The sequence below is a fragment of the Larkinella sp. C7 genome (assembly GCF_006149005.1).
Lineage (GTDB): Bacteria > Bacteroidota > Bacteroidia > Cytophagales > Spirosomataceae > Larkinella.
Map to the genome: position 1 here is coordinate 286,946 of NZ_VBSL01000002.1, position 19,143 is coordinate 306,088.

16 protein-coding genes are annotated in these 19,143 nt (G+C 52.2%); 6 read left to right on the forward strand and 10 right to left on the reverse strand.

Going from position 1 to position 19,143, the window contains the following annotated elements; translation table 11 throughout:
• Window positions 1-116 precede the first annotated feature (116 nt).
• Window positions 117-1,559 carry an MBL fold metallo-hydrolase RNA specificity domain-containing protein gene (locus FH871_RS06340; protein WP_138990498.1) on the reverse strand — a complete coding sequence of 481 codons (1,443 nt, stop codon included), beginning with the start codon at window positions 1,557-1,559 and terminating at the stop codon, window positions 117-119.
• 242 nt (window positions 1,560-1,801) lie between these two features.
• Between FH871_RS06340 and dacB the strand changes: the two genes are divergently transcribed.
• Window positions 1,802-3,334, forward strand: coding sequence for a D-alanyl-D-alanine carboxypeptidase/D-alanyl-D-alanine-endopeptidase (gene dacB / locus FH871_RS06345; RefSeq protein WP_171062773.1), 1,533 nt, complete (start codon window positions 1,802-1,804; stop codon window positions 3,332-3,334).
• Window positions 3,335-3,346: 12 nt separating this feature from the next.
• On the opposite strand, the gene FH871_RS06350 is transcribed toward dacB, so the two are convergent.
• The 4 genes from FH871_RS06350 to FH871_RS06365 all read right to left on the reverse strand — a co-directional run bounded on the left by FH871_RS06350 (window position 3,347) and on the right by FH871_RS06365 (window position 7,677).
• Window positions 3,347-3,763, reverse strand: a complete 417-nt coding sequence (locus FH871_RS06350; RefSeq protein ID WP_306439229.1) for a response regulator — start codon at window positions 3,761-3,763, stop codon at window positions 3,347-3,349.
• Window positions 3,756-5,246 carry a CHASE3 domain-containing protein gene (locus FH871_RS06355; protein WP_171062774.1) on the reverse strand — a complete coding sequence of 497 codons (1,491 nt, stop codon included), beginning with the start codon at window positions 5,244-5,246 and terminating at the stop codon, window positions 3,756-3,758. Before FH871_RS06355 ends, FH871_RS06350 begins: the two co-directional genes overlap by 8 nt.
• A gap of 128 nt (window positions 5,247-5,374) precedes the next feature.
• Complete coding sequence (gene hslV, locus FH871_RS06360; RefSeq protein WP_114404681.1) at window positions 5,375-5,914, reverse strand: ATP-dependent protease subunit HslV; 540 nt, start codon at window positions 5,912-5,914, stop codon at window positions 5,375-5,377.
• Window positions 5,915-6,015: 101 nt separating this feature from the next.
• Complete coding sequence (locus tag FH871_RS06365) at window positions 6,016-7,677, reverse strand: pyruvate dehydrogenase complex dihydrolipoamide acetyltransferase (RefSeq protein ID WP_138990501.1); 1,662 nt, start codon at window positions 7,675-7,677, stop codon at window positions 6,016-6,018.
• 164 nt (window positions 7,678-7,841) lie between these two features.
• On the opposite strand from FH871_RS06365, the gene FH871_RS06370 reads away from it, so the two are divergent.
• A complete protein-coding gene (locus FH871_RS06370; RefSeq protein ID WP_138990502.1) occupies window positions 7,842-9,578 on the forward strand; it encodes an FAD-dependent oxidoreductase in 1,737 nt (578 codons plus the stop codon).
• A gap of 133 nt (window positions 9,579-9,711) precedes the next feature.
• Window positions 9,712-10,200, forward strand: a complete 489-nt coding sequence (locus tag FH871_RS06375) for a DUF1579 domain-containing protein (RefSeq protein ID WP_138990503.1) — start codon at window positions 9,712-9,714, stop codon at window positions 10,198-10,200.
• Here the strand turns inward: FH871_RS06375 and FH871_RS06380 are convergent, their stop codons facing one another.
• The 4 genes from FH871_RS06380 to FH871_RS06395 all read right to left on the reverse strand — a co-directional run bounded on the left by FH871_RS06380 (window position 10,201) and on the right by FH871_RS06395 (window position 15,095).
• Window positions 10,201-10,965, reverse strand: coding sequence for an oxygenase MpaB family protein (locus FH871_RS06380; protein ID WP_138990504.1), 765 nt, complete (start codon window positions 10,963-10,965; stop codon window positions 10,201-10,203).
• 120 nt (window positions 10,966-11,085) lie between these two features.
• Window positions 11,086-11,799 carry an OmpA family protein gene (locus FH871_RS06385; protein ID WP_229317098.1) on the reverse strand — a complete coding sequence of 238 codons (714 nt, stop codon included), beginning with the start codon at window positions 11,797-11,799 and terminating at the stop codon, window positions 11,086-11,088.
• A 130-nt stretch (window positions 11,800-11,929) separates the two neighbouring features.
• The gene (lepA, locus tag FH871_RS06390; RefSeq protein WP_114404676.1) at window positions 11,930-13,717 is read right to left on the reverse strand and encodes a translation elongation factor 4; all 1,788 of its coding nucleotides are present in this window, start codon (window positions 13,715-13,717) and stop codon (window positions 11,930-11,932) included.
• 151 nt (window positions 13,718-13,868) lie between these two features.
• Window positions 13,869-15,095 carry a DUF819 domain-containing protein gene (locus FH871_RS06395; protein WP_138990506.1) on the reverse strand — a complete coding sequence of 409 codons (1,227 nt, stop codon included), beginning with the start codon at window positions 15,093-15,095 and terminating at the stop codon, window positions 13,869-13,871.
• A gap of 489 nt (window positions 15,096-15,584) precedes the next feature.
• Here FH871_RS06395 and FH871_RS06400 point away from each other — a divergent pair, with 489 nt between their 5' ends.
• Entirely contained in the window at window positions 15,585-16,073 is a 489-nt protein-coding gene (locus FH871_RS06400) for an Lrp/AsnC ligand binding domain-containing protein (protein WP_138990507.1), read from the forward strand.
• Window positions 16,074-16,077: 4 nt separating this feature from the next.
• On the opposite strand, the gene FH871_RS06405 is transcribed toward FH871_RS06400, so the two are convergent.
• A complete protein-coding gene (locus tag FH871_RS06405; RefSeq protein ID WP_138990508.1) occupies window positions 16,078-16,635 on the reverse strand; it encodes a hypothetical protein in 558 nt (185 codons plus the stop codon).
• A 139-nt stretch (window positions 16,636-16,774) separates the two neighbouring features.
• Between FH871_RS06405 and sufB the strand changes: the two genes are divergently transcribed.
• Window positions 16,775-18,220 (forward strand): Fe-S cluster assembly protein SufB, encoded by a 1,446-nt coding sequence (sufB, locus tag FH871_RS06410; RefSeq protein WP_138990509.1) that lies wholly within the window; start codon window positions 16,775-16,777, stop codon window positions 18,218-18,220.
• Between the two features lie 203 nt (window positions 18,221-18,423).
• On the forward strand, window positions 18,424-19,134 hold the full coding sequence (locus tag FH871_RS06415) for a DUF1028 domain-containing protein (RefSeq protein ID WP_138990510.1): 711 nt from the start codon (window positions 18,424-18,426) through the stop codon (window positions 19,132-19,134).
• The last annotated feature ends 9 nt before the right edge of the window (window positions 19,135-19,143 follow it).

Here is a 19,143-nt window from a genome sequence, read left to right on the forward strand (position 1 = left end):
CATTTAAGGTGTCGTCATCCGGTTATACTTGATTCGAAACAAAAACCGGAAACGGACGGGGCAGCTTTTTCGATTGGCAAAGTTAGCGGAAAATCCGGTTCAGCAACCTTTCGCGCTTATAACTCATACGTCTGGCCTTTGGTCGGAATCTCCACATTGGTAAATCCTTCGTCCGCCAGCGTCTGCTGAAAAGCCGACATGCTGGTAAATTCGCCGTGGACCAGAAACACTTTTTTCAGCTTTTCGGGCGATTGGTGTTTGACAAACCGCACCAGATCATCGCGGTCGCCGTGACCACTGAACACGTCGGTCCGTTCGACCTTCGCCAAAACCGGCTCCTCCTTGTCCTTGATCGAAATGGTCGGTTGCCCGTTCAGCAACCGCCAGCCGAGGGTTCCTTCGGCACAATATCCAATGATCAGGATGGTGCAATACGGATTGCTGATGTTGGCCGCCACGTGTTGTTCCACGCGCCCGCCCTGAACCATGCCCGACGACGAAATGATGATGCAGGGCTGGTTGTAGTTCGAGACTTCGCGACTGGCTTTCGAGCTTTCGAGGTATTCGAAATTGACAAAGTCGAACAACGATTCATTTTCTTCCTGGTAAGCCTTCGCTTCCTTGTTCAGCAACCGCAGGTTCTTCTGGTAAACTTTCGTACTTTCCAGAGCCAACGGACTGTCGGAGAAGACTTTAATTGGCGGGAAACCCTGTTCGGTATACAAGCGGTTGAGCGTGTAGAGCAGCGCCTGCGTCCGGCCCACCGAGAACGACGGGATGATCAGCCGCCCCGGAATATCGATGCACGTCCGCTTGATCACATCGGCCAGCATGGCTTCCGGGGTTTCGCTGTTGAGGTGCAGCCGGTTTCCGTAGGTCGACTCGCAAATCAGGTAATCGACCTGCGGAATCGGTTCCGGATCGCCCAGCAGCGGGTAGTTTTTACGACCGATGTCACCCGAAAAGCAAAGGCTTTTTTTCTCGCCGTTTTCGTAAACGTTGATGATGATATGAGCCGCTCCGAGCAAATGGCCGGCCGGTACAAAGGTCACATCGATGCTGTCGCCGAGCCGGAACTTCCGGTTATACTGAATCGGAACCACGTTGTCCATGGATTCCCGCACCTGCTTTTCCAGAAATAAATCCTTTTGCAGGCTCGCCATTTTTTTCCGGACCTTCTGTTTTTTGCTTTTCCCCATTTCGTTCAGCCGCCGGTGGTTGAGCGAAGCTGCGTCCTGAAGCAGCAGGTTGGTTAATGAATACGTAGGATCTGTACACAAAATCTGACCTTCATAGCCTTCCCGGTACAGGTTGGGAAGATTACCGCTGTGATCCATGTGGGCGTGGGTCAGCAAAACAACGTTGATCGAGGACGCTTCAAACGGAAAAAAACCGGCAACCGATTTCGGAGATTCTTCATCCTGACCGTTGCCGTTCAAGGCGGTTTTTTTATCCATGTCAGCCCCGCAATCAATCAATATTCGGTATTGGTCCTCTGTCTCCAGGAGAAACATGCTACCGGTTACCTGACGGGTCGCCCCCCAAAATGTTAACTTCATTCGATTCGGTTAATGCCTTTGCGACTGATTCTCACGATCCTGCAGTTTCAAAGGAAGCTACAACTAGTTTTATTTCGGTAGAACAACAGAAAAGGGCTATAAATTCTGGCTATTTTTGCAATATTACTGAAATCCGCTTTCATAAACTATCAGGAATCGGCACACCGACCGAACGAACAAAAAGGTCTTTCTTTTTCCAGTTCATGGCAACAACTGGCCGTGTGTTCCCTATTTTTATTTCCATGCATCGGTATACACCATTACTAATAGGTTATTTTTTTGTTATCCTTTCGTTTTGTCAGGCCCACCCGGCAACGGATTCGCTGGCCCTGCAACGGCTTCAAACAACGGTCAATCAACTGAAAACCAGCCCGTTTGTCCGCAACGGAACAGCCGCCGTTTCGGTGCGCCGGGTCCGCGATGGCGTGGCGTTGCTGGATGTGAACGCCCAGCTCAGTCTCCCTTCAGCCTCTACGCTCAAACTGGTTACAACGGCGACGGCGCTGGCCGTCCTGGGTGACAATTACACCTTTCGCACGGTTCTGGAAACAGACGGTTCTATCCGGGATAGCATTCTGACCGGAAATCTCTACATCCGGGGTTCCGGTGATCCGACGCTGGGCAGCAACCGCTTCGCCGAATTTGCGGATGCCCCCACCCTTCTCCGCACCTGGCGGGAAATGGTGCAGGGTGCCGGCATCAAACAAATCCGGGGTTCGGTCATTGGCGATGCCACGGTCATTCAGTCGCTGCCAGTGCCGGACACCTGGGTGTGGGGCGACATTGGCAATTACTACGGGGCTGGCATCTCCGGGCTAAACTTTAATGAGAACTTGTACCGGGCGGTTTTTAAACCCGCCAAAACCGTGGGTCAACCCGCCGGGCTCCTGCGCACGGAGCCCGCTACACCGTTTCTGCAGCTTCAGAACAACGTCCGAACCGGCCCCGCAGGCTCGGGCGACGAAGTGATTATCTACAACGCTCCGCCTTCATCCCAGGTTTTTCTGGAGGGAACGGTGCCAACGGGTGTCAATGAGTTTGGTGTGAAAGGCTCCCTGCCCGATCCGGCCTTTTTTACGGCTTTCGCCCTGCATGACCAGCTAACGCGAGCCGGTATATTCGTCAACAGCCTGCCCCAATCCATCGGCCCCGGCCGGATCGGAGCGCCGGTCGTAGCCGGAACACCGCCGATCACCCCCGCTACCAAACGCCAACCCTTGCACCTCCATACATCGGTACCGCTCTCCGAAATTGCCCGACTCACTAACCACCAGAGCATCAATCTGTACGCTGAATCGCTGCTGATTCTGGCGGGCAATGCACTGGCGAAAGCGCCGGTTAACACCGAACAGGCCGTTCAGCAACTAACCCGGTTCTGGCAGGGCAAGGGCGTCGACCTGAGCGGTTTTCGACCCAAAGACGGCAGCGGTTTGTCGCCGGTTGGGGCGCTGACGGCGGCAAACCTTTCCGGCATTCTGGCCGCCATGTCGAAGGAGAAAAGTTTTCTTCCGTTCTACGACAGCATTCCCGTGGTGGGCGAGTCGGGAACGGTCAAAAGCCTGGCACGCGGCACACCCGCCGTCGGGAACGTGCGGGCCAAAAGCGGAACCATCGAGGGGGTACGGGCCTATGCCGGGTATGCCACCTCTGCCGACGGTGAACTGCTGAGTTTTACGATTCTGGTGAATAAATACAACCCCGGTTCCCTGAAGGGCGTCATGGGGTATCTGGAACAGATCATGGCCCAGTTGACAAACCTGAAAGTCAATGAATAACGCCGGTTTTTTCTAATTCCGGCCGCTTACTTTCACGACATTGAACCAGTAGTCACCGATGGTTTGCGTAATGTCCATCAAGGTCTTGAAAGAAGACGGCTTGGTAATGAAGCTGTTGGCACCCCACAGGTAGGAATTGTCAATATCGATACCGGCGTCGGAAGTCGTCAGAATCACGACGGGAATGTGCCGGAGTTCACGGTCTGATTTAATCTCCTGCAAAGCCTCGCGGCCATCTTTCCGGGGCATGTTCAAGTCCAGCAAAATCAACTCCGGCAGCGAATGACTCGACGACTCGTAGCGGCCCGTCCGACGTAAAAATTCCATCAGTTCTTCCCCATCCTCAACAACATTCATTTCGGTCACCGGAAACTGCTGACGAAAGGCTTCGCGCGTCAAAAACCGATCGTCTTCGTCGTCATCAGCCAATAGTATATGTACTGGTTTCGTGGGTTGTTGCATTGTCATGAATAGACTGCGTCTGCTTTTCGGGTAATAGAATAATAAAGGTCGTGCCCACACCGGGCTGGCTTTGGGCGGTAATCAGGCCCTTGTGATTGGTAACGATGCGCTTGCAAATGGCCAGCCCGATTCCGGTTCCCTCGTAGGTGCTTTTTCCGTGCAGGCGCTGGAAGATTTTAAAAATATGGTCGATGTATTTTTCATTAAAACCGATCCCGTTGTCGGCAACCGTAATTTGGTAATATTTTTTTCCGGGAATAAGTTCGGGGTACCTATCGCCATCCACGGCCGCCCCCTTGATCGTAATAACCGGGGCCTTGCCGGGCTGCGTAAACTTTAGTGCGTTCGAAATCAGATTGGAAAAAAGGTGGTCCATCTGGCTCTGAACGGCTTCAATCACGGCCAGTTTTTCGATGTGAAAGACGGCCTCCGCAGCTTTTATTTTCAGTTCCTGATCCGACAGAACGCCCTGCACCACATCGGCCAGTCGCACCATCCGAAACGGTTCTTTTTTGCTGGAGATTCGGGAAAAGTTAAGCAGGTCCTTGATCATTTTCGACATCCGCTCGGCCGATTGCAGAATCTTGTTCAGATACATCACCCCTTCCGGCGTCAGCCCTTCTTCGTACCGGTCGCGCAGCAAATAGCCAAACGACTGAATTTTCCGCAGCGGCTCCTGCATGTCGTGGGAAGCCACAAAGGCAAACCGTTCCAGTTCTTCGTTCGAGATTTCCAGCAACTGAATTTTATCCTGCAATTCGTCTTCATAAGCCCGCAGTTGATCTTCCGTTTTCTGCCGGGTATTCAGCTCATTCTCAAGCAGGTTATACGAAACAATCAGCGTTACGAATGTCAGAAGCGACAACGTAAAAATAATAATCAGCGTATTGCGAAACGAATGCTCGGCGGCTTCAGAGTAGGTTTCAAACCGGGCCTGCTCGATTTCATTCATGGTTTTCAGCAATTGGCGAACCCGATCCATGCGGGATTTCCCCAGTAGCATATACGTCCGCGCAATGGAAATCGGCAACTTCTTTTTAACGGCATCGACCTGCTGGTAGGCCGTCGCTATTTTGGTATCGATCCGTTTCGACAGGGTATCGACATTCCGGAGTTGCTGCGGGTTGTCCGCAACGAGACGGCGAATTTCGTTCAGCTCCGGTGTAAACTGCGGCACGGCCACGTCGAAGGCTTCGAGGTAAATTCCGTCCCCGGAAGAAGCCAGGTACCCTCTTTCCCCGGTTTCGACGTCCGTAATCAACGACAGGATTCGCCCCAGCCGGTTGGTAACCTGCTGACTGTGTTCAATCCGGTCGCTGGCTTTCCGGTATTGATTGTAACTGTACAAGGTCAGCCCGAACCCCAAGGCAATCAGCAACAAGGCCGTACCGAAACCGAAGGTGATCCGCTTTCTCACTGCTTTGGGCAAAACAGCACGCAAACCTTTCATAGACAGTTGGTCTGTTTACGGTTTACGGTTTTCAGTTTACGGTTGATGGTTTACGGTTGGCTGACGCACTCAATAAAGGCTTGCGTCAGCCAACCGTAAACCATCAACCGTAAACCTAAACCAGATAATTACCGAATCGTTTCAACCACCAGATTGTGGTTGGTGTAAATGCAAATATCAGCCGCGATGTGCAGGCTTTCCCGTACCATTTCTTCCGCCGTCAATTGGGAAGCGTGTTTTTTCAGGGCGATGGCCGCCGACTGGGCATACATGCTGCCGGAGCCGATGGCGGCAATCTGGTTATCCGGTTCCAGCACATCACCGGTTCCGGAAATAACCAGCAGGTCGTCTTTGGAGGCAACGATCAACATGGCCTCGAGTTTCCGCAAATACCGGTCGGTTCGCCAGTCCTTGGCCAGTTCGATGGCCGCCCGTTTCAGGTTGCCACCGTAGGCATTGAGTTTTTCTTCAAATCGTTCGATCAGCGTAAAGGCATCGGCGGTGGAACCGGCAAAACCGGCCAGCACCTTGCCGTTCATCAGGCTGCGTACTTTCCGAACGTTACTTTTGGCAATGGTATTGCCCATCGTGGCCTGGCCGTCGGCTCCGAGCGCAATCTCGCCATTGTGCAGAATGCCAATGACGGTTGTGGCGTGTATTTTTTGCATTCGATTTTTTCAGTTTATGGTTTATAGTTTACAGTTTATGGTGTCTAGTCGGGAAAGGATGCCTAAACCATAAACCGTAAACTGTAAACCATAAACCCGTTTTACACCAGCATCCCGAACGGATTTTCCAACAGACCCTTGAACGTCTGGAGGAACGACGCGCCCGTTGCGCCATCGACGGAGCGGTGGTCACACGAAAGGGTCACTTTCATGATATTGGTGGGCTTGGCCACTTCCCCTTCAAACTTGACGGTCTGCTTGATCGAACCAATCGCCAGAATACAGGAATCGGGCGGGTTAATGATCGCCGTAAATTCGTCGATGCCGAACATTCCCAGGTTGGAAATGGAGAAGGTGCTGCCTTCCCAGTCTTTCGGCTGGAGTTTTTTATCTTTCGCCTTGCCAGCCAGGTCTTTCACCTCGGCGGCAATGGTCGACAGCGTTTTCTGATCCGCGTTGCGAATCACCGGTACCAGCAACCCTTCATCGACGGCCACCGCAACGCCAATGTTGACGTACGAATACCGCCGGATTTTGTCGCCCAGCCACGAGGAATTCACTGCCGGATGTTTTTTCAGCGCCAGGGCTGCGGCCTTCAACACAAAATCGTTGAACGACACTTTCACCGGGCTCACCTCGTTGACTTTGCCGCGCAGATCCATCGCCTTGTCCATGTTGATTTCCATGGTCAGGTAGAAATGTGGCGCGGTAAACAGGCTTTCCGACAACCGGCGGGCGATGGTTTTCCGCATCTGGCTCAACGGAATGTCTTCGTAACCGCCTTCCTGAGCGGCCGGTGCGGTTTGCGCAGCGGGAGCAGCCGGTTTGGCAGCCGGAGCCGGAGCCGCTTGTGCCGGAGCCGGTTGAGCAGCAGGCTGGAAGGTTTCGACATCGCGTTTTACAATGCGTCCGTCGGGGCCAGAGCCCTGCACCTTCGCCAGATCAACGCCTTTTTCTTTGGCAATGGTCTTGGCCAGCGGAGAAGCCAGCACCCGGCTATCGTGTCCGTTGCCAGTCGATGTTTCGGCGGGAGCAGCCGCCGGTTGGGCTTCGGCTTTGGGCGCTTCCGGTTCCGGAGCAGCCGCAGCGGGTTGTCCACCACCTTGCAGCAGGGCCTGGAAATCGGCACCTTTTTCGCCAACGACCGCAATCACGTCATCGACGGCCACCGCCGTTCCTTCTTTCGCACCAATGTACAACAGGGTTCCTTCTTCGTAGGCTTCCAGATCCATCGTTGCCTTGTCGGTTTCAACTTCGGCCAGCACATCGCCCGATTTCACGGTATCTCCTTCTTTTTTATGCCAGGCCACAATCGTTCCTTCGGTCATCGTATCGCTCATCTTCGGCATCCGGATGATCGACGCATTGATGTTGGCGGCCGGAGCCGCAGGGGCTTTGGGGGCTGGTTGTTCCGTTCCGTTGGTAGCGGGCGCAGGTGCGGTCTTTTCGGCGGGCGCTTCGGCCTTTGGTTCCGCAGAACCGTTGGAGGAGCCATTGCCATCCAGCAAGGCCTTGAAATCTTCACCGGACTTTCCTACCACGGCCAGAATGCCGTCGATCGGTACAGACTGGCCTTTTTCAACGCCAATGTATAACAACGTCCCTTCGTCGTAAGCCTCCAGATCCATCGTCGCCTTATCGGTTTCGACCTCGGCCAGCACGTCGCCCGACTTGACGGTGTCGCCTACTTTCTTATGCCATTCAGCGATGACACCTTCGGTCATGGTGTCGCTCATCTTGGGCATTCGGATTAATTCTGCCATATGCGGTTTTGTGCAAGTATATCAGTAGTTCTGCTTCGAGTGTTCAAAATTAGAAGAAAGCGGGGAAAGTTGGTTAATCTAAGGCGAAGTTTCCACTTATCCGCTTTGATTTGCAAATTGCCGCCAAATAATGGTTCATCCCGACTTTTCCGGTTATCCTCCCTATGAATAGAAGGAATTTCATTGAAACAGTTGCAGTTGGTGGTCTAACGGCGGCCGCTTCATCTTCTTTTGCCCCCTCAACTCCGGTACCGTCACCATCAGGCTGGTCTGCCCCATCTAAAAATAGTAACGAAATTTCGGCCGATGTAGTTGTCGCCGGTGGCGGATTAGGCGGTTGCGCGGCCGCTTTGGCGGCTCTTCGGAACAATTTACGGGTTATTCTGACGGAAGAAACCGATTGGATTGGCGGACAGATTTCGCAGCAGGGCGTGCCGCCCGACGAACACCAGTGGATCGAAACCCACGGTGCTACGCAGCTTTACCGGACCTTCCGTACCGCCGTTCGCGACTATTACATCCGGAATTATCCGCTGACCGACGAAGCCAAAAACCGCAAACACCTCAATCCGGGCGACGGTGCGGTTTCGCGGCTGTGCCACGAACCCCGGGTGGCCGTGGCGGTTTTGCAGGACATGCTGGCTCCGTACCAGAGTTCGCAGCAGTTGATCGTGTTGCTGGAACACAGAATCACGGGGGCCGACACGTCGGGCGACCGGGTTCGGGCTTTGAAAGCACTTAGTTACCGCAGTGGAAAAGAAGTGGTGCTGACGGCTCCGTATTTCGTCGACGCCACCGAGCTGGGAGATTTACTGCCGCTGACCGGTACTGAATTCGTTACCGGTACAGAGTCGAAAAAAGAAACCGGCGAATTACACGCGCCCGAAAAAGCCGACCCGAACAACCAACAATCGTTTACGGTCTGTTTTGCGATGGATTACGTTCCCGAGATCAATAAAAAGAAAACGGAACACCTGATCGAAAAGCCGAAAGACTACGCTTTTTGGCAGAATCTGGTTCCGAAACTAACGCCCGCCTGGTCGGGTAAACTGCTGGATCTCTCCTACTCGAACCCTTCGACGCTGGAACCCAAAAAGCTAGGCTTTCACCCCGAAGGCATTGCAACCGGCTCGGCGCTTAATCTGTGGAATTACCGCCGACTGATCAACAAAAACAATTTTAAACCGGGCACTTTTCTCAGTGATATTACGGTCGTCAACTGGCCGCAAAACGATTATTTTCTGGGTAACCTGGCAGGCGTCAGCGAAAAGGAATTCAAAAAGCACGTCGAGGGTGGCAAGCAGCTTAGCCTGTCGCTTTTCTACTGGCTCCAGACCGAAGCGCCCCGGCCCGACGGCGGTCAGGGCTGGCCCGGTTTGCGGCTTCGTCCCGACATCATGGGCACGGAAGATGGCATGGCGAAATATCCGTACGTCCGGGAATCGCGCCGGATCAAGGCGGTTTTTACGGTGCTGGAAGAACACGTCGGCGCGGCCAACCGGGCGTTGATTACCGGACAAAAAACCGGCAACACGGCGGCTGATTTTTACGACAGTGTGGGCACCGGCTACTACCACATCGACCTTCACCCCAGCAGCCGGGGCAATAATTACATCGATTTCGGTTCGCTGCCGTTCCAGATTCCATTGGGCGCTTTACTTCCCCAACGAATGGAAAACCTGTTACCCGCCAACAAAAACATCGGCACGACGCACATTACCAACGGTTGTTACCGGCTCCATCCGGTGGAGTGGAGCATTGGCGAAGCCGTCGGTCAACTGGTTGCTTTCTCGCTCGGTAAAAACGTGATTCCCCGGGCAGTTCGGGAGCAAAAACCGCTGCTGGAGGAGTTTCAGAAGCATGTGCGGAGTCAGGGAATTGAAACCCAGTGGCCGAAATAGTCCGCTTTTGTTCAATATTCGTTATTCAGTATTCGATATTTGAATAACATACATCACTGATAGACAATAGATAACGAAGTGTTAAATAGCGAATCATGAATAACGAATGTTGAATAACGAAGTTTAAATAACCATGAATGAAAAATTCGAAACATCGAAAGAAACCGGTGCTCACTACCAGTTAGCTTCCTTAACCGGGGAATGGGAAGGCTTGACCAAAACCTGGTTTGAAGCCGATCAACTGGCGGACGAGTCACCCATGAAGGGCACCATTCGACCGGTTCTGGGCGGACGGTTTATACTCCACGAATACCAGGGCCGTTTGAGTGGCGAACCGTTTGAGGGAATTGCACTCTACGGACATGACCTCGGCAGCGGGAAATTTCAGAGCGCCTGGATCGACAGCTTCCACATGGGAACGGCGATCATGTTCTCCCAGGCCGAAAAAACCGGTTCACATGTCAATGTGCTGGGTGGCTACGGTGCCGAAGGGCAGCAATGGGGCTGGCGAACCGAAATTGAAGTAATCAATCCCGATCAAATCGTCATCACGGCATATAATATTTCACCGGCGGGCGACGAAGCGAAAGCCACCGAAACGATTTATTCCCGAAAAAAGTAATCACACCGGTTCCCGGTCCAGTTCCCGCACCTGCTTCAGATAGGCTGGGGGCAGCAAAATCCGTTGGGTAAGCGACCGCAACTGTAACCGCTCTAGAACTTTGTAAAGCCACAGCATCGATGCCAGGACAGGCCGATCCGGCAAGGAGAGTCGTTCCTGAACCGGTTTGGGCACCAGCAACGATTGCGCCTGCAACAGCAAACCATACCGCCAGTTTCCCAACTCTTCCCGATACCGTTCAAAGAGTTTGTCGGTAAACGGGCTATGCGCCAAATCCCGGTCCAGATGAAGCTGCCGGTCGATTTGCCAGTCGGCATAATTCTGCGGAATCTTCGGAACGCCCATGCCCTCGCCTACCCGCCGGAAGGTGTCGTACAGTTCTTCGCGTTCGGGATTGGTCAACGGGCGGTGCAGCAGTTGGAAAGCCCGTTCGGAATAATCGATCAGCATGTACAGGACGTCGCGGTAGGCCCAGTCCGGAATCTGGTAACCCCGGCTTTTTTCGACGCCCCCGTGAATCGTCCGCATCCGGTTGATGGCCGCCACGGCTCTTTCATTCGGCATGAACACAATTTCCTGGGCATATTTGACCGTCGAAAATAACCGGCCAATCGGATCAGCGGGGAGCTTTCCGGTATAAAACAGCCAGTCGACGGCCCGATTCAAGGCAAACTCGGCGGCTCCACCCGCAAAAATGAGCAGAATTACATCCGCATCTCCCCAGATTTTTCGAACGATTGAATCTTCACGAACAAAGTAGCGCATCAGTAGAGTCAGCAGTCAGATGGTTTCTACCTTGATAACGTATTTTTTCTAAAAAAATGCCTCACCCTGTCAGCGTCGGGCCACCGTTGTGGGCGCAGACCCTGACCGCGGTGGCAAAGGTTACAATTTCAAAACCGTAAATTCGACGCGCCGGTTTAGTTTCTTATTGGCTTCATTGTCGTTGGGCGCAGCCGGGCGGTTGTCCCCGTAGCCCTGATATTGAAGGCGGTTTTCGGGAATTCCCCGCTGAATGAGGTAGTTGGTGATAACCCGCGCCCGGTTTTCGGAAAGAGACTGGTTCAGTCGGCGGTCGCCCACGTTGTCGGTATGTCCCGCAATTTCGATGACCAGTTTTGGGTAACTTTTCAGCGTGTTCAGCAGCATGTCCAATTGCGGATACGATTCTTTCCGCAGGATGTAACTGCTCTGGTCGAAATACACATTATCGAGCCGGATTTTGTCATTGACTTTCAAATCACGGAAAATGCTGTCGGCTTGTGCGGTGTTGGTCACGCCCACTTTCTCCATCAACGCAAGGTGTTCATAATTCGCGCAGGTATCACAAGGCACAAACAGCACTTCCTCCATCGCATAATAGCCTTTGGCCGTCGTGTTGATAATGACAGTATCGCTCCGCCCCAGCGTAAAAGCAAACGCCCGCCCCGGCTGGCTTCGTCCACTGAATTTCTTTTTCGAAAGAACCGCCTGCACCTGGTAAGCAGCCGGAACCTCGGCTTTCGTCTGTTCGTCAAACGCTTTGATCACGAAGTCCGTCGTATGACTCTTCATCAATTTGGCCCAGGATTGCGCCAGGCTGGCCGAAACCGAAAACATGATTAGCCAAACAAGTATTGTGAAGCAACGCATCGTAATTTTGCAAATTGGTTTACGGTTTTCCGTTTACGGTGGCTGATGCAAACCTATCCCTCGCGTCAGCCACCGCAAACTGAAAACCGTAAACCGGTTAATTTATTTTCAAAACCGCCATAAAGGCTTCCTGCGGAATTTCAACGTTACCAACCTGGCGCATCCGCTTCTTCCCTTTTTTCTGTTTTTCCAACAGCTTCCGTTTCCGGCTGATGTCCCCCCCGTAACATTTCGCCAAAACGTCCTTGCGCAGGGCTTTTACGGTTTCGCGGGCAATGATTTTCTGGCCGATGGCGGCCTGAATCGCAATTTCGAACTGCTGACGGGGCAGTAATTCCCGCAATTTTTCGCAGAGTTTCTTGCCCCATTCATACGCTTTGTCGCGGTGAACGATGGCCGAAAGCGCATCGACCCCTTCGCCATTCAGCATGATGTCAAGCTTCACCATCGTCGATTCCCGGTTGCCCAGAAACTCGTAATCGAGGGAAGCATACCCACGTGAAATGGTTTTCAGCTTATCAAAAAAGTCAAAAACCACTTCCGCCAAAGGCATTTCAAACTGGAGTTCGACACGGTCGGCGGTCAGATACACCTGGTTTTTGAACAGACTGCGTTTGTCCATACACAAACCAATAATCGCGCCAACGTATTCCGCCTTGGTAATGATTTGTGCTTTGATAAACGGTTCTTCAATCCAGTCGATGCTGCTTGGATCGGGCATCTCGGCCGGGGCGCTGACCTGAAGGGTTTCGCCCTTCGTCGTAATCACTTCAAACCGCACGGACGGCACGGTGGTGATGACGGTCATATCGAATTCGCGCTCCAAACGTTCCTGGACAATTTCCATGTGCAGCATTCCCAGAAAACCGCAACGGAATCCAAAACCAAGGGCTGCCGAGGTTTCCGGTTCCCAAACCAGCGAAGCATCGTTGAGCTGGAGCTTTTCCATCGCTTCGCGAAGTTCTTCATACTCGCTGGTATCGACCGGATAAATCCCGGCAAAAACCATCGGCTTGACTTCTTCAAAACCCTGGATGGGGGCAGCGGCCGGGGCAGCGAAGCGGGTGATGGTATCCCCTACTTTTACCTCTTTGGCCACTTTAATCCCCGAAATCAGATAGCCTACGTCGCCACACTCGATGACTTCTTTGGGTACCTGGCTGAGCTTTAGTGTACCAATTTCGTCGGCAAAATATTCTTTCCCGGTCGCCATAAACTTGACCTTATCACCCTTGCGAATGCGGCCATTTTTAACCCGGAAAATAACTTCGATGCCCCGGTAGGAATTAAACTGGGAGTCAAAAATCAGAGCCTGGAGTTCGCCTTCGGGGTCTCCGCTCGGCGGTGGCACCCGCTCGACGATGGCATTCAGAATGGCTTCGATCCCGATGCCTTCCTTGCCACTGGCCGGGATAATGTCTTCGCGTTCACAGCCAATCAGATCCACCATTTCGTCTTTCACCTCCTCCGGCATGGCACCGGGCAGGTCAATTTTATTCAGTACCGGGATGATAACCAAGTTGTTATTCATCGCCAGGTATAGATTCGAAATGGTTTGGGCCTCGGTTCCCTGCGCAGCATCCACCAGCAACAAAGCGCCTTCACAGGCGGCAATGGACCGGGAAACTTCGTAGGAAAAATCCACGTGACCCGGCGTATCGATCAGGTTCAGCGTGTATTTTTCACCTTTATAAAGGTAGTCCATCTGGATGGCGTGGCTCTTGATGGTAATCCCACGCTCGCGCTCCAGGTCCATGTCGTCCAGGAACTGAGCCTGCATGTCGCGCTCCCCAATGGTTTTTGTAAACTCAAGTAATCGGTCGGCCAGCGTGCTTTTGCCGTGGTCGATGTGGGCAATAATGCAAAAATTACGTATGTGCTTCACGCTGTGAAAACGGTTGTCTGTCTCGGTGTAAATGCAAAAATACTTAAAAAACCGCAGATTCTCGTCACCCTGTCAGCGGTCGCAGACCCTGACAGGGTGACGAACGTTGACTGGTACTTGACCATGTCAGGATCAAAGACTGCTGACAGGGTTAGGGTGACGCCAATTGCATCAAGATCCCGCAGAGATAACCCATATAGGTTCCAACGGCATAGCCTAAAATCGCCATCAACACCCCCACCGGCGCCAGAACCGGATGGAAAGCGGCCGCAATGATGGGGGCCGTGGCCGGGCCACCGATGCAGGCCTGACTGCCTACCGCCAGAAAAAAATACGGAGCGCGGATCAACCGGCTGAAACCGATCATTAGCAGCACATGAAAAAGCATCCAGACCAACCCCACCAGAATCAAACCGGGGTGATCGGCAATCGCCAGAATGTTCATTTTCAGGCCGATGGTGGCAATCATGAGGTATAAAAAAACCGTGGCAACTTTCGACGCACCCGCGCCTTCCAAATTCCGGGCTCTGGTGAAAGAAAGCCCAATGCCGATGGCCGTGGCCAGACCGACAATCCAGAAAAACGGCGCATTCAGGCTGAACTGACTCAATAGGGGAGAATTTCGGTCAATGTACGGTGCAATCTGATCAGCCAGCGCGTGGGCAACTGCCGTGGCTCCGAAACCGACCGCCAAAATCAAGACCAAATCGGTGGCGGAAGGAATCCGGCGAATGGCATTAACCTGATTCTGAATGCGTTGCTTCACTTCTTCCACCGCACTGGCGTCGGCACCCAGCCAGCGATCGATGGCAGCGGAATGGCCTGCGCCATACAGCAATGCCCCCAACCAGAGATTGGACACAAACACATCGACAGTAACAATGGCGGAAAACAGATTGCTGCTCGGCTGAAAAACCTCTTTCAGAGCGGTTTGGTTGGCCCCTCCACCAATCCAGGTACCGGCCAGCGTGGCCAGTCCGCGCCAGACAGCCTCCGGGCCCTGTCCACCCACCAGTTCCGGTGCAACCTGGGCGATGACCCAAACCGCCAGCGGACCGCCGAGCATGATGCTGATGGCCGAAGCCGCAAACATCAGAATGGATTTGCGACCCAGCCGCCGAAAAGCTTTAAAATCGACACTCAGTGTGAAGAGAACCAGGGAAGCCGGTAGCAGGACGCGCGACACCACGGGGTATAATTCAGTGTTGTCGGCATCGACCAGGCCAAAGGTGTTTAATAAAGAAGGGATAAAGTAACAAAGAAGCGTTGCTGGAACGTAGTGGTAGAATTTCTGCCAGAACGGACGCGCACTGTCGGCGGTGGTCAGAACCGCTGCTAAAATCAGAAAAAGGGCACCGAGGGTAATGGGGTCTGACATCTGAGCTATAACAAACAACGCCGGCCTCAACCTGAGCCGGCGTGTTAAGATTACACTTCATCAACAAACTAAAAACCAATCGGAATGCAGCTACAGAAACCAAATTGAGCTGCCGAAGCCTTAATTATGTTGCGGCTGATTAAAATCAGGCCATGAGCTGTAGGAGGGGGACTCGAACCACCCACGGTGCGGTTAGCTACAGTACAACTTCTGGTGGTCAACCCCAGTCGCTTTTGCAAGCGGCATTATGCTGCGTTTATCCCGAACTCACCACCCCCGAGACAGGAGGGCACGTCTGCCAATTTCGACATCCTACAAGGTAAAAGAACTCGGTTCGCCCGGTATATTGACCCGTTTACCGTTTGAACAGTGCAAAGTTACTATAAATCCGTGCAAGTTTACAAATTCTTTAGAAAAATTTTGGAAAAATTTCTGTTTTCTCAAAATATCACTTATTTTGTTGAGGATATTAAAAATTTTACGGTTCAAATGGAAAAAAATTTAGAGATTGACAATGTCGATCTCAAGATCCTCACGTTATTGATGGAAGATGCCAACATGGCCTACACTGAAATCGGTAAACGGATTTTTGTCTCGGGCGGTACCGTTCACGTCCGGATGAAAAAAATGGAGCAGATGGGCATCGTTCGCGGTTCCCAACTGGTCATCGATCACACCAAGCTGGGCTGGGACATCAGCGGTTTTCTGGGCATCTATCTGGACAAAAGCTCCCTGTACGAAGACGTTGCAACTGAATTATTGAAAATCCCCGAAGTCGTCAACATTCATTATACGACCGGCATTTACAGCATTTTTGCCAAAATTGTTTGCCGGGACACCCAGCACCTGCGCGAAGTATTACACGACAAAATCCAGAAAGTAAGCGGCATTCAACGGACCGAAACCTTTATTTCGCTGGAAGAGCGCATTTCCCGACCGATTCCGTTCGGCGTTAATGTACCTGCCGATAAAGAATAAAGGTTCATTCCGGACAATCGTCCAGTCGGGTAACTTCCCCTCGATCAAGAAGCCAGCAATTTCCGTAGACATCGGAATAGGTAATCTGAAACTGAAACGTTGAATCGCTGGTGACCTGTCCCAAAAAATCAGCCAAGTAGCTGCTGTTAGTCGTTTTATAGATTTCGATTTGATCACCGGCCTTAATAACGTCGCCCGGCACAACGGCATTCCAGAAGCGGCCTGCCTTCCTGACCGAGTCCTGGATTGTCTCTGTATTTACAATGTGATTCAGCAATTTCGTATGGGAGAACTCGCTTTTCCCGTGGTAACGGAATTCAACTTTTTTGATTAATGCCGGGCCGACGCCGTTGTTTTTTAGAAGCAGTTCGAAATTATTGTCAAGGTGATTGCTGGTAAGCTGAATGTAGGGCCAAACCGAAGCCTGCTGTTGCTCCCGGGCAATACGTGTCTGAAAAATAGAAACAATTAAAGCGGCAACACTCAAAAAAGTGGCTGACAAGCCAAGCAGCAGTTCGATGTTGATCGGTTTTCTGGGGTCAACCGGTTTGTCAGATTGCATCGTCAATAAACAGGCTTAGTTTAATCGGTTTTACCAAATAAAGGGAAACTTTCCGATATTTGCCTTATCAGAATGGAACAGTCCCCCGGTCCGTTGTGTTATCCTATAGACTTTTGCGTGTATTAGCCCGCAACCCATCATGAGCAAAGACGTTGAAATTTTAGAGAGTATTACCAATTCCGAATACAAGTACGGTTTCGAAACGCTGATTGAAGCGGATGAGGCACCGATTGGCCTGAGCGAAGACATCGTTCGGTTTATCTCTGCCAAGAAGAATGAACCGGAATGGATGCTGGAATGGCGGTTGAAAGCGTATCGGCATTGGGTGACGCTGTCTGAACCCCACTGGCCGAATCTCAAATACCCCGCAATCGATTATCAGGGACTTAAATACTACTCGGCCCCGAAGCAGAAAAAAACCATCAATAGCCTGGACGAGATCGACCCCGAGCTGCGCGCGACCTTCGAGCGGCTGGGCATTTCGTTGCAGGAACAGGAACGGCTTTCGGGTGTTGCGGTCGATGCCGTAATCGACTCGGTTTCCATTGCCACCACGTTTAAGGTGAAACTAAAGGAACTCGGCATCATTTTCTGTTCGATGACCGAAGCGGTGCAGGAATACCCCGAACTGGTTAAAAAGTACCTGGGATCGGTGGTTCCGCCGAGGGATAATTACTTTGCCGCCCTCAACTCGGCGGTTTTTTCCGACGGCTCGTTCTGCTACATTCCCAAAGGCGTTCGTTGCCCGATGGAACTTTCAACCTATTTCCGGATCAACGCGGCCGGAACCGGGCAGTTCGAACGGACGCTGATCGTGGCCGATGAAGGCTCCTACGTGAGTTATCTGGAAGGTTGTACGGCCCCGATGCGGGACGAAAATCAGTTGCACGCGGCTGTCGTTGAACTGGTTGCGGCCAAAGAAGCGCAAATCAAATATTCAACGGTTCAAAACTGGTATCCGGGCGACAAGGAAGGGAAAGGCGGTATTTACAACTTCGTGACCAAACGCGGCATTTGTGAAGGCGCTCATTCAAAAATCTCCTGGACGCAGGTAGAAACCGGTTCGGCCATCACTTGGAAATACCCGTCGGTGATCCTGAAAGGTGATTATTCGATCGGTGAGTTTTACTCGGTAGCGGTGACCAACAACTACCAGCAGGCCGACACCGGAACCAAGATGATTCACGTCGGCAAGAACACCAAAAGCCGGATTGTTTCGAAAGGAATTTCGGCGGGAAAGAGCCAGAATTCTTACCGGGGTCTGGTGCAGGTGTTCAAGCGGGCCGAAAACGCCCGGAACCACTCCCAGTGCGACTCCCTCCTGTTGGGCGACCGCTGCGGAGCGCATACGTTCCCGTACATCGAAGTGAACAACCAGACGGCGACTGTCGAGCACGAAGCCACGACGTCTAAAATTGGTGAAGATCAACTGTTTTATTGCAACCAACGCGGTATTCCGACGGAGCAGGCTGTGGCGCTGATCATCAATGGATACGCCAAAGAAGTGCTGAACCAGTTGCCGATGGAATTTGCGGTGGAGGCTCAGAAATTACTGGAAATCAGTCTGGAAGGAAGTGTGGGATAACCCTGCTTTCTGACTATTCATACAAAAGGCAGGCTTCGGCTTGCCTTTTTTGTTTTAAGCTTTCGGATTGGAACACGGATGCAACGGATTGAACGGATTTGCGCAGATTAAAATCCGTTCAATCCGTTGCATCCGCGTTCCAATCCAAAACCGCTGGCAACCAAAGCATCCATTCGCGCATCTCTGATCAAAAACCAGTTAGCATGAAATTCACCGGCGCTTTCCTGATCTTTCTTTTCGTCTCTTTTTCTTCATTTGCCACCTGGTCAATCATTATCGTCGACACAAAAACCGGCGAAATTGGCATTGCCGGCGCTTCGTGTTCTTACAATTGCTACGGAATAGGGCGAATCATTCCGGGCAAGGGAGCCGTCATTGTTCAGGCTATGAGTAACAATGATGCCCGGAAAAAAGGGTTGGAAATGCTGAAAGCCAATGCCTCGCCCGAGCAAATCATCAAGGCACTTCGTGATCCTGAATTCGATCCGGAAGAGCAGCAATATGCCGTCGTCAGTCTCAACTATCTGAATGATTCCAGAACGTATACCGGTGCCGCAACCCACACTTACCATGGCTCTTTAACAGCCCGGGGCGTTTCAGTTCAGGGGAATACGCTCACAAATGAAGATGAATTACAAGTGATTCTGAATGTGGTCTTGAAAGGACAAAAAGACGCCCTTCGCATCGATGAAATTCTGATGCTGGCGCTGGTGGCCGGGTCGGAAGCCGGTGGCGATAAACGCTGCGGGCAACAACGGGCCACCAGTGCCTTCATCATGGTGGCAAAACCTACCGACAAACCCAGAAAACCGTATTTGGAGTTACAGTTTTTCGGTCAAAAGCGGGGCGGCATGAACGCCGTCATGCTGTTAAAAGGAAAATATGAGAAGTGGAAAGCCAACCATCCGGAGTGATTTTCCCGG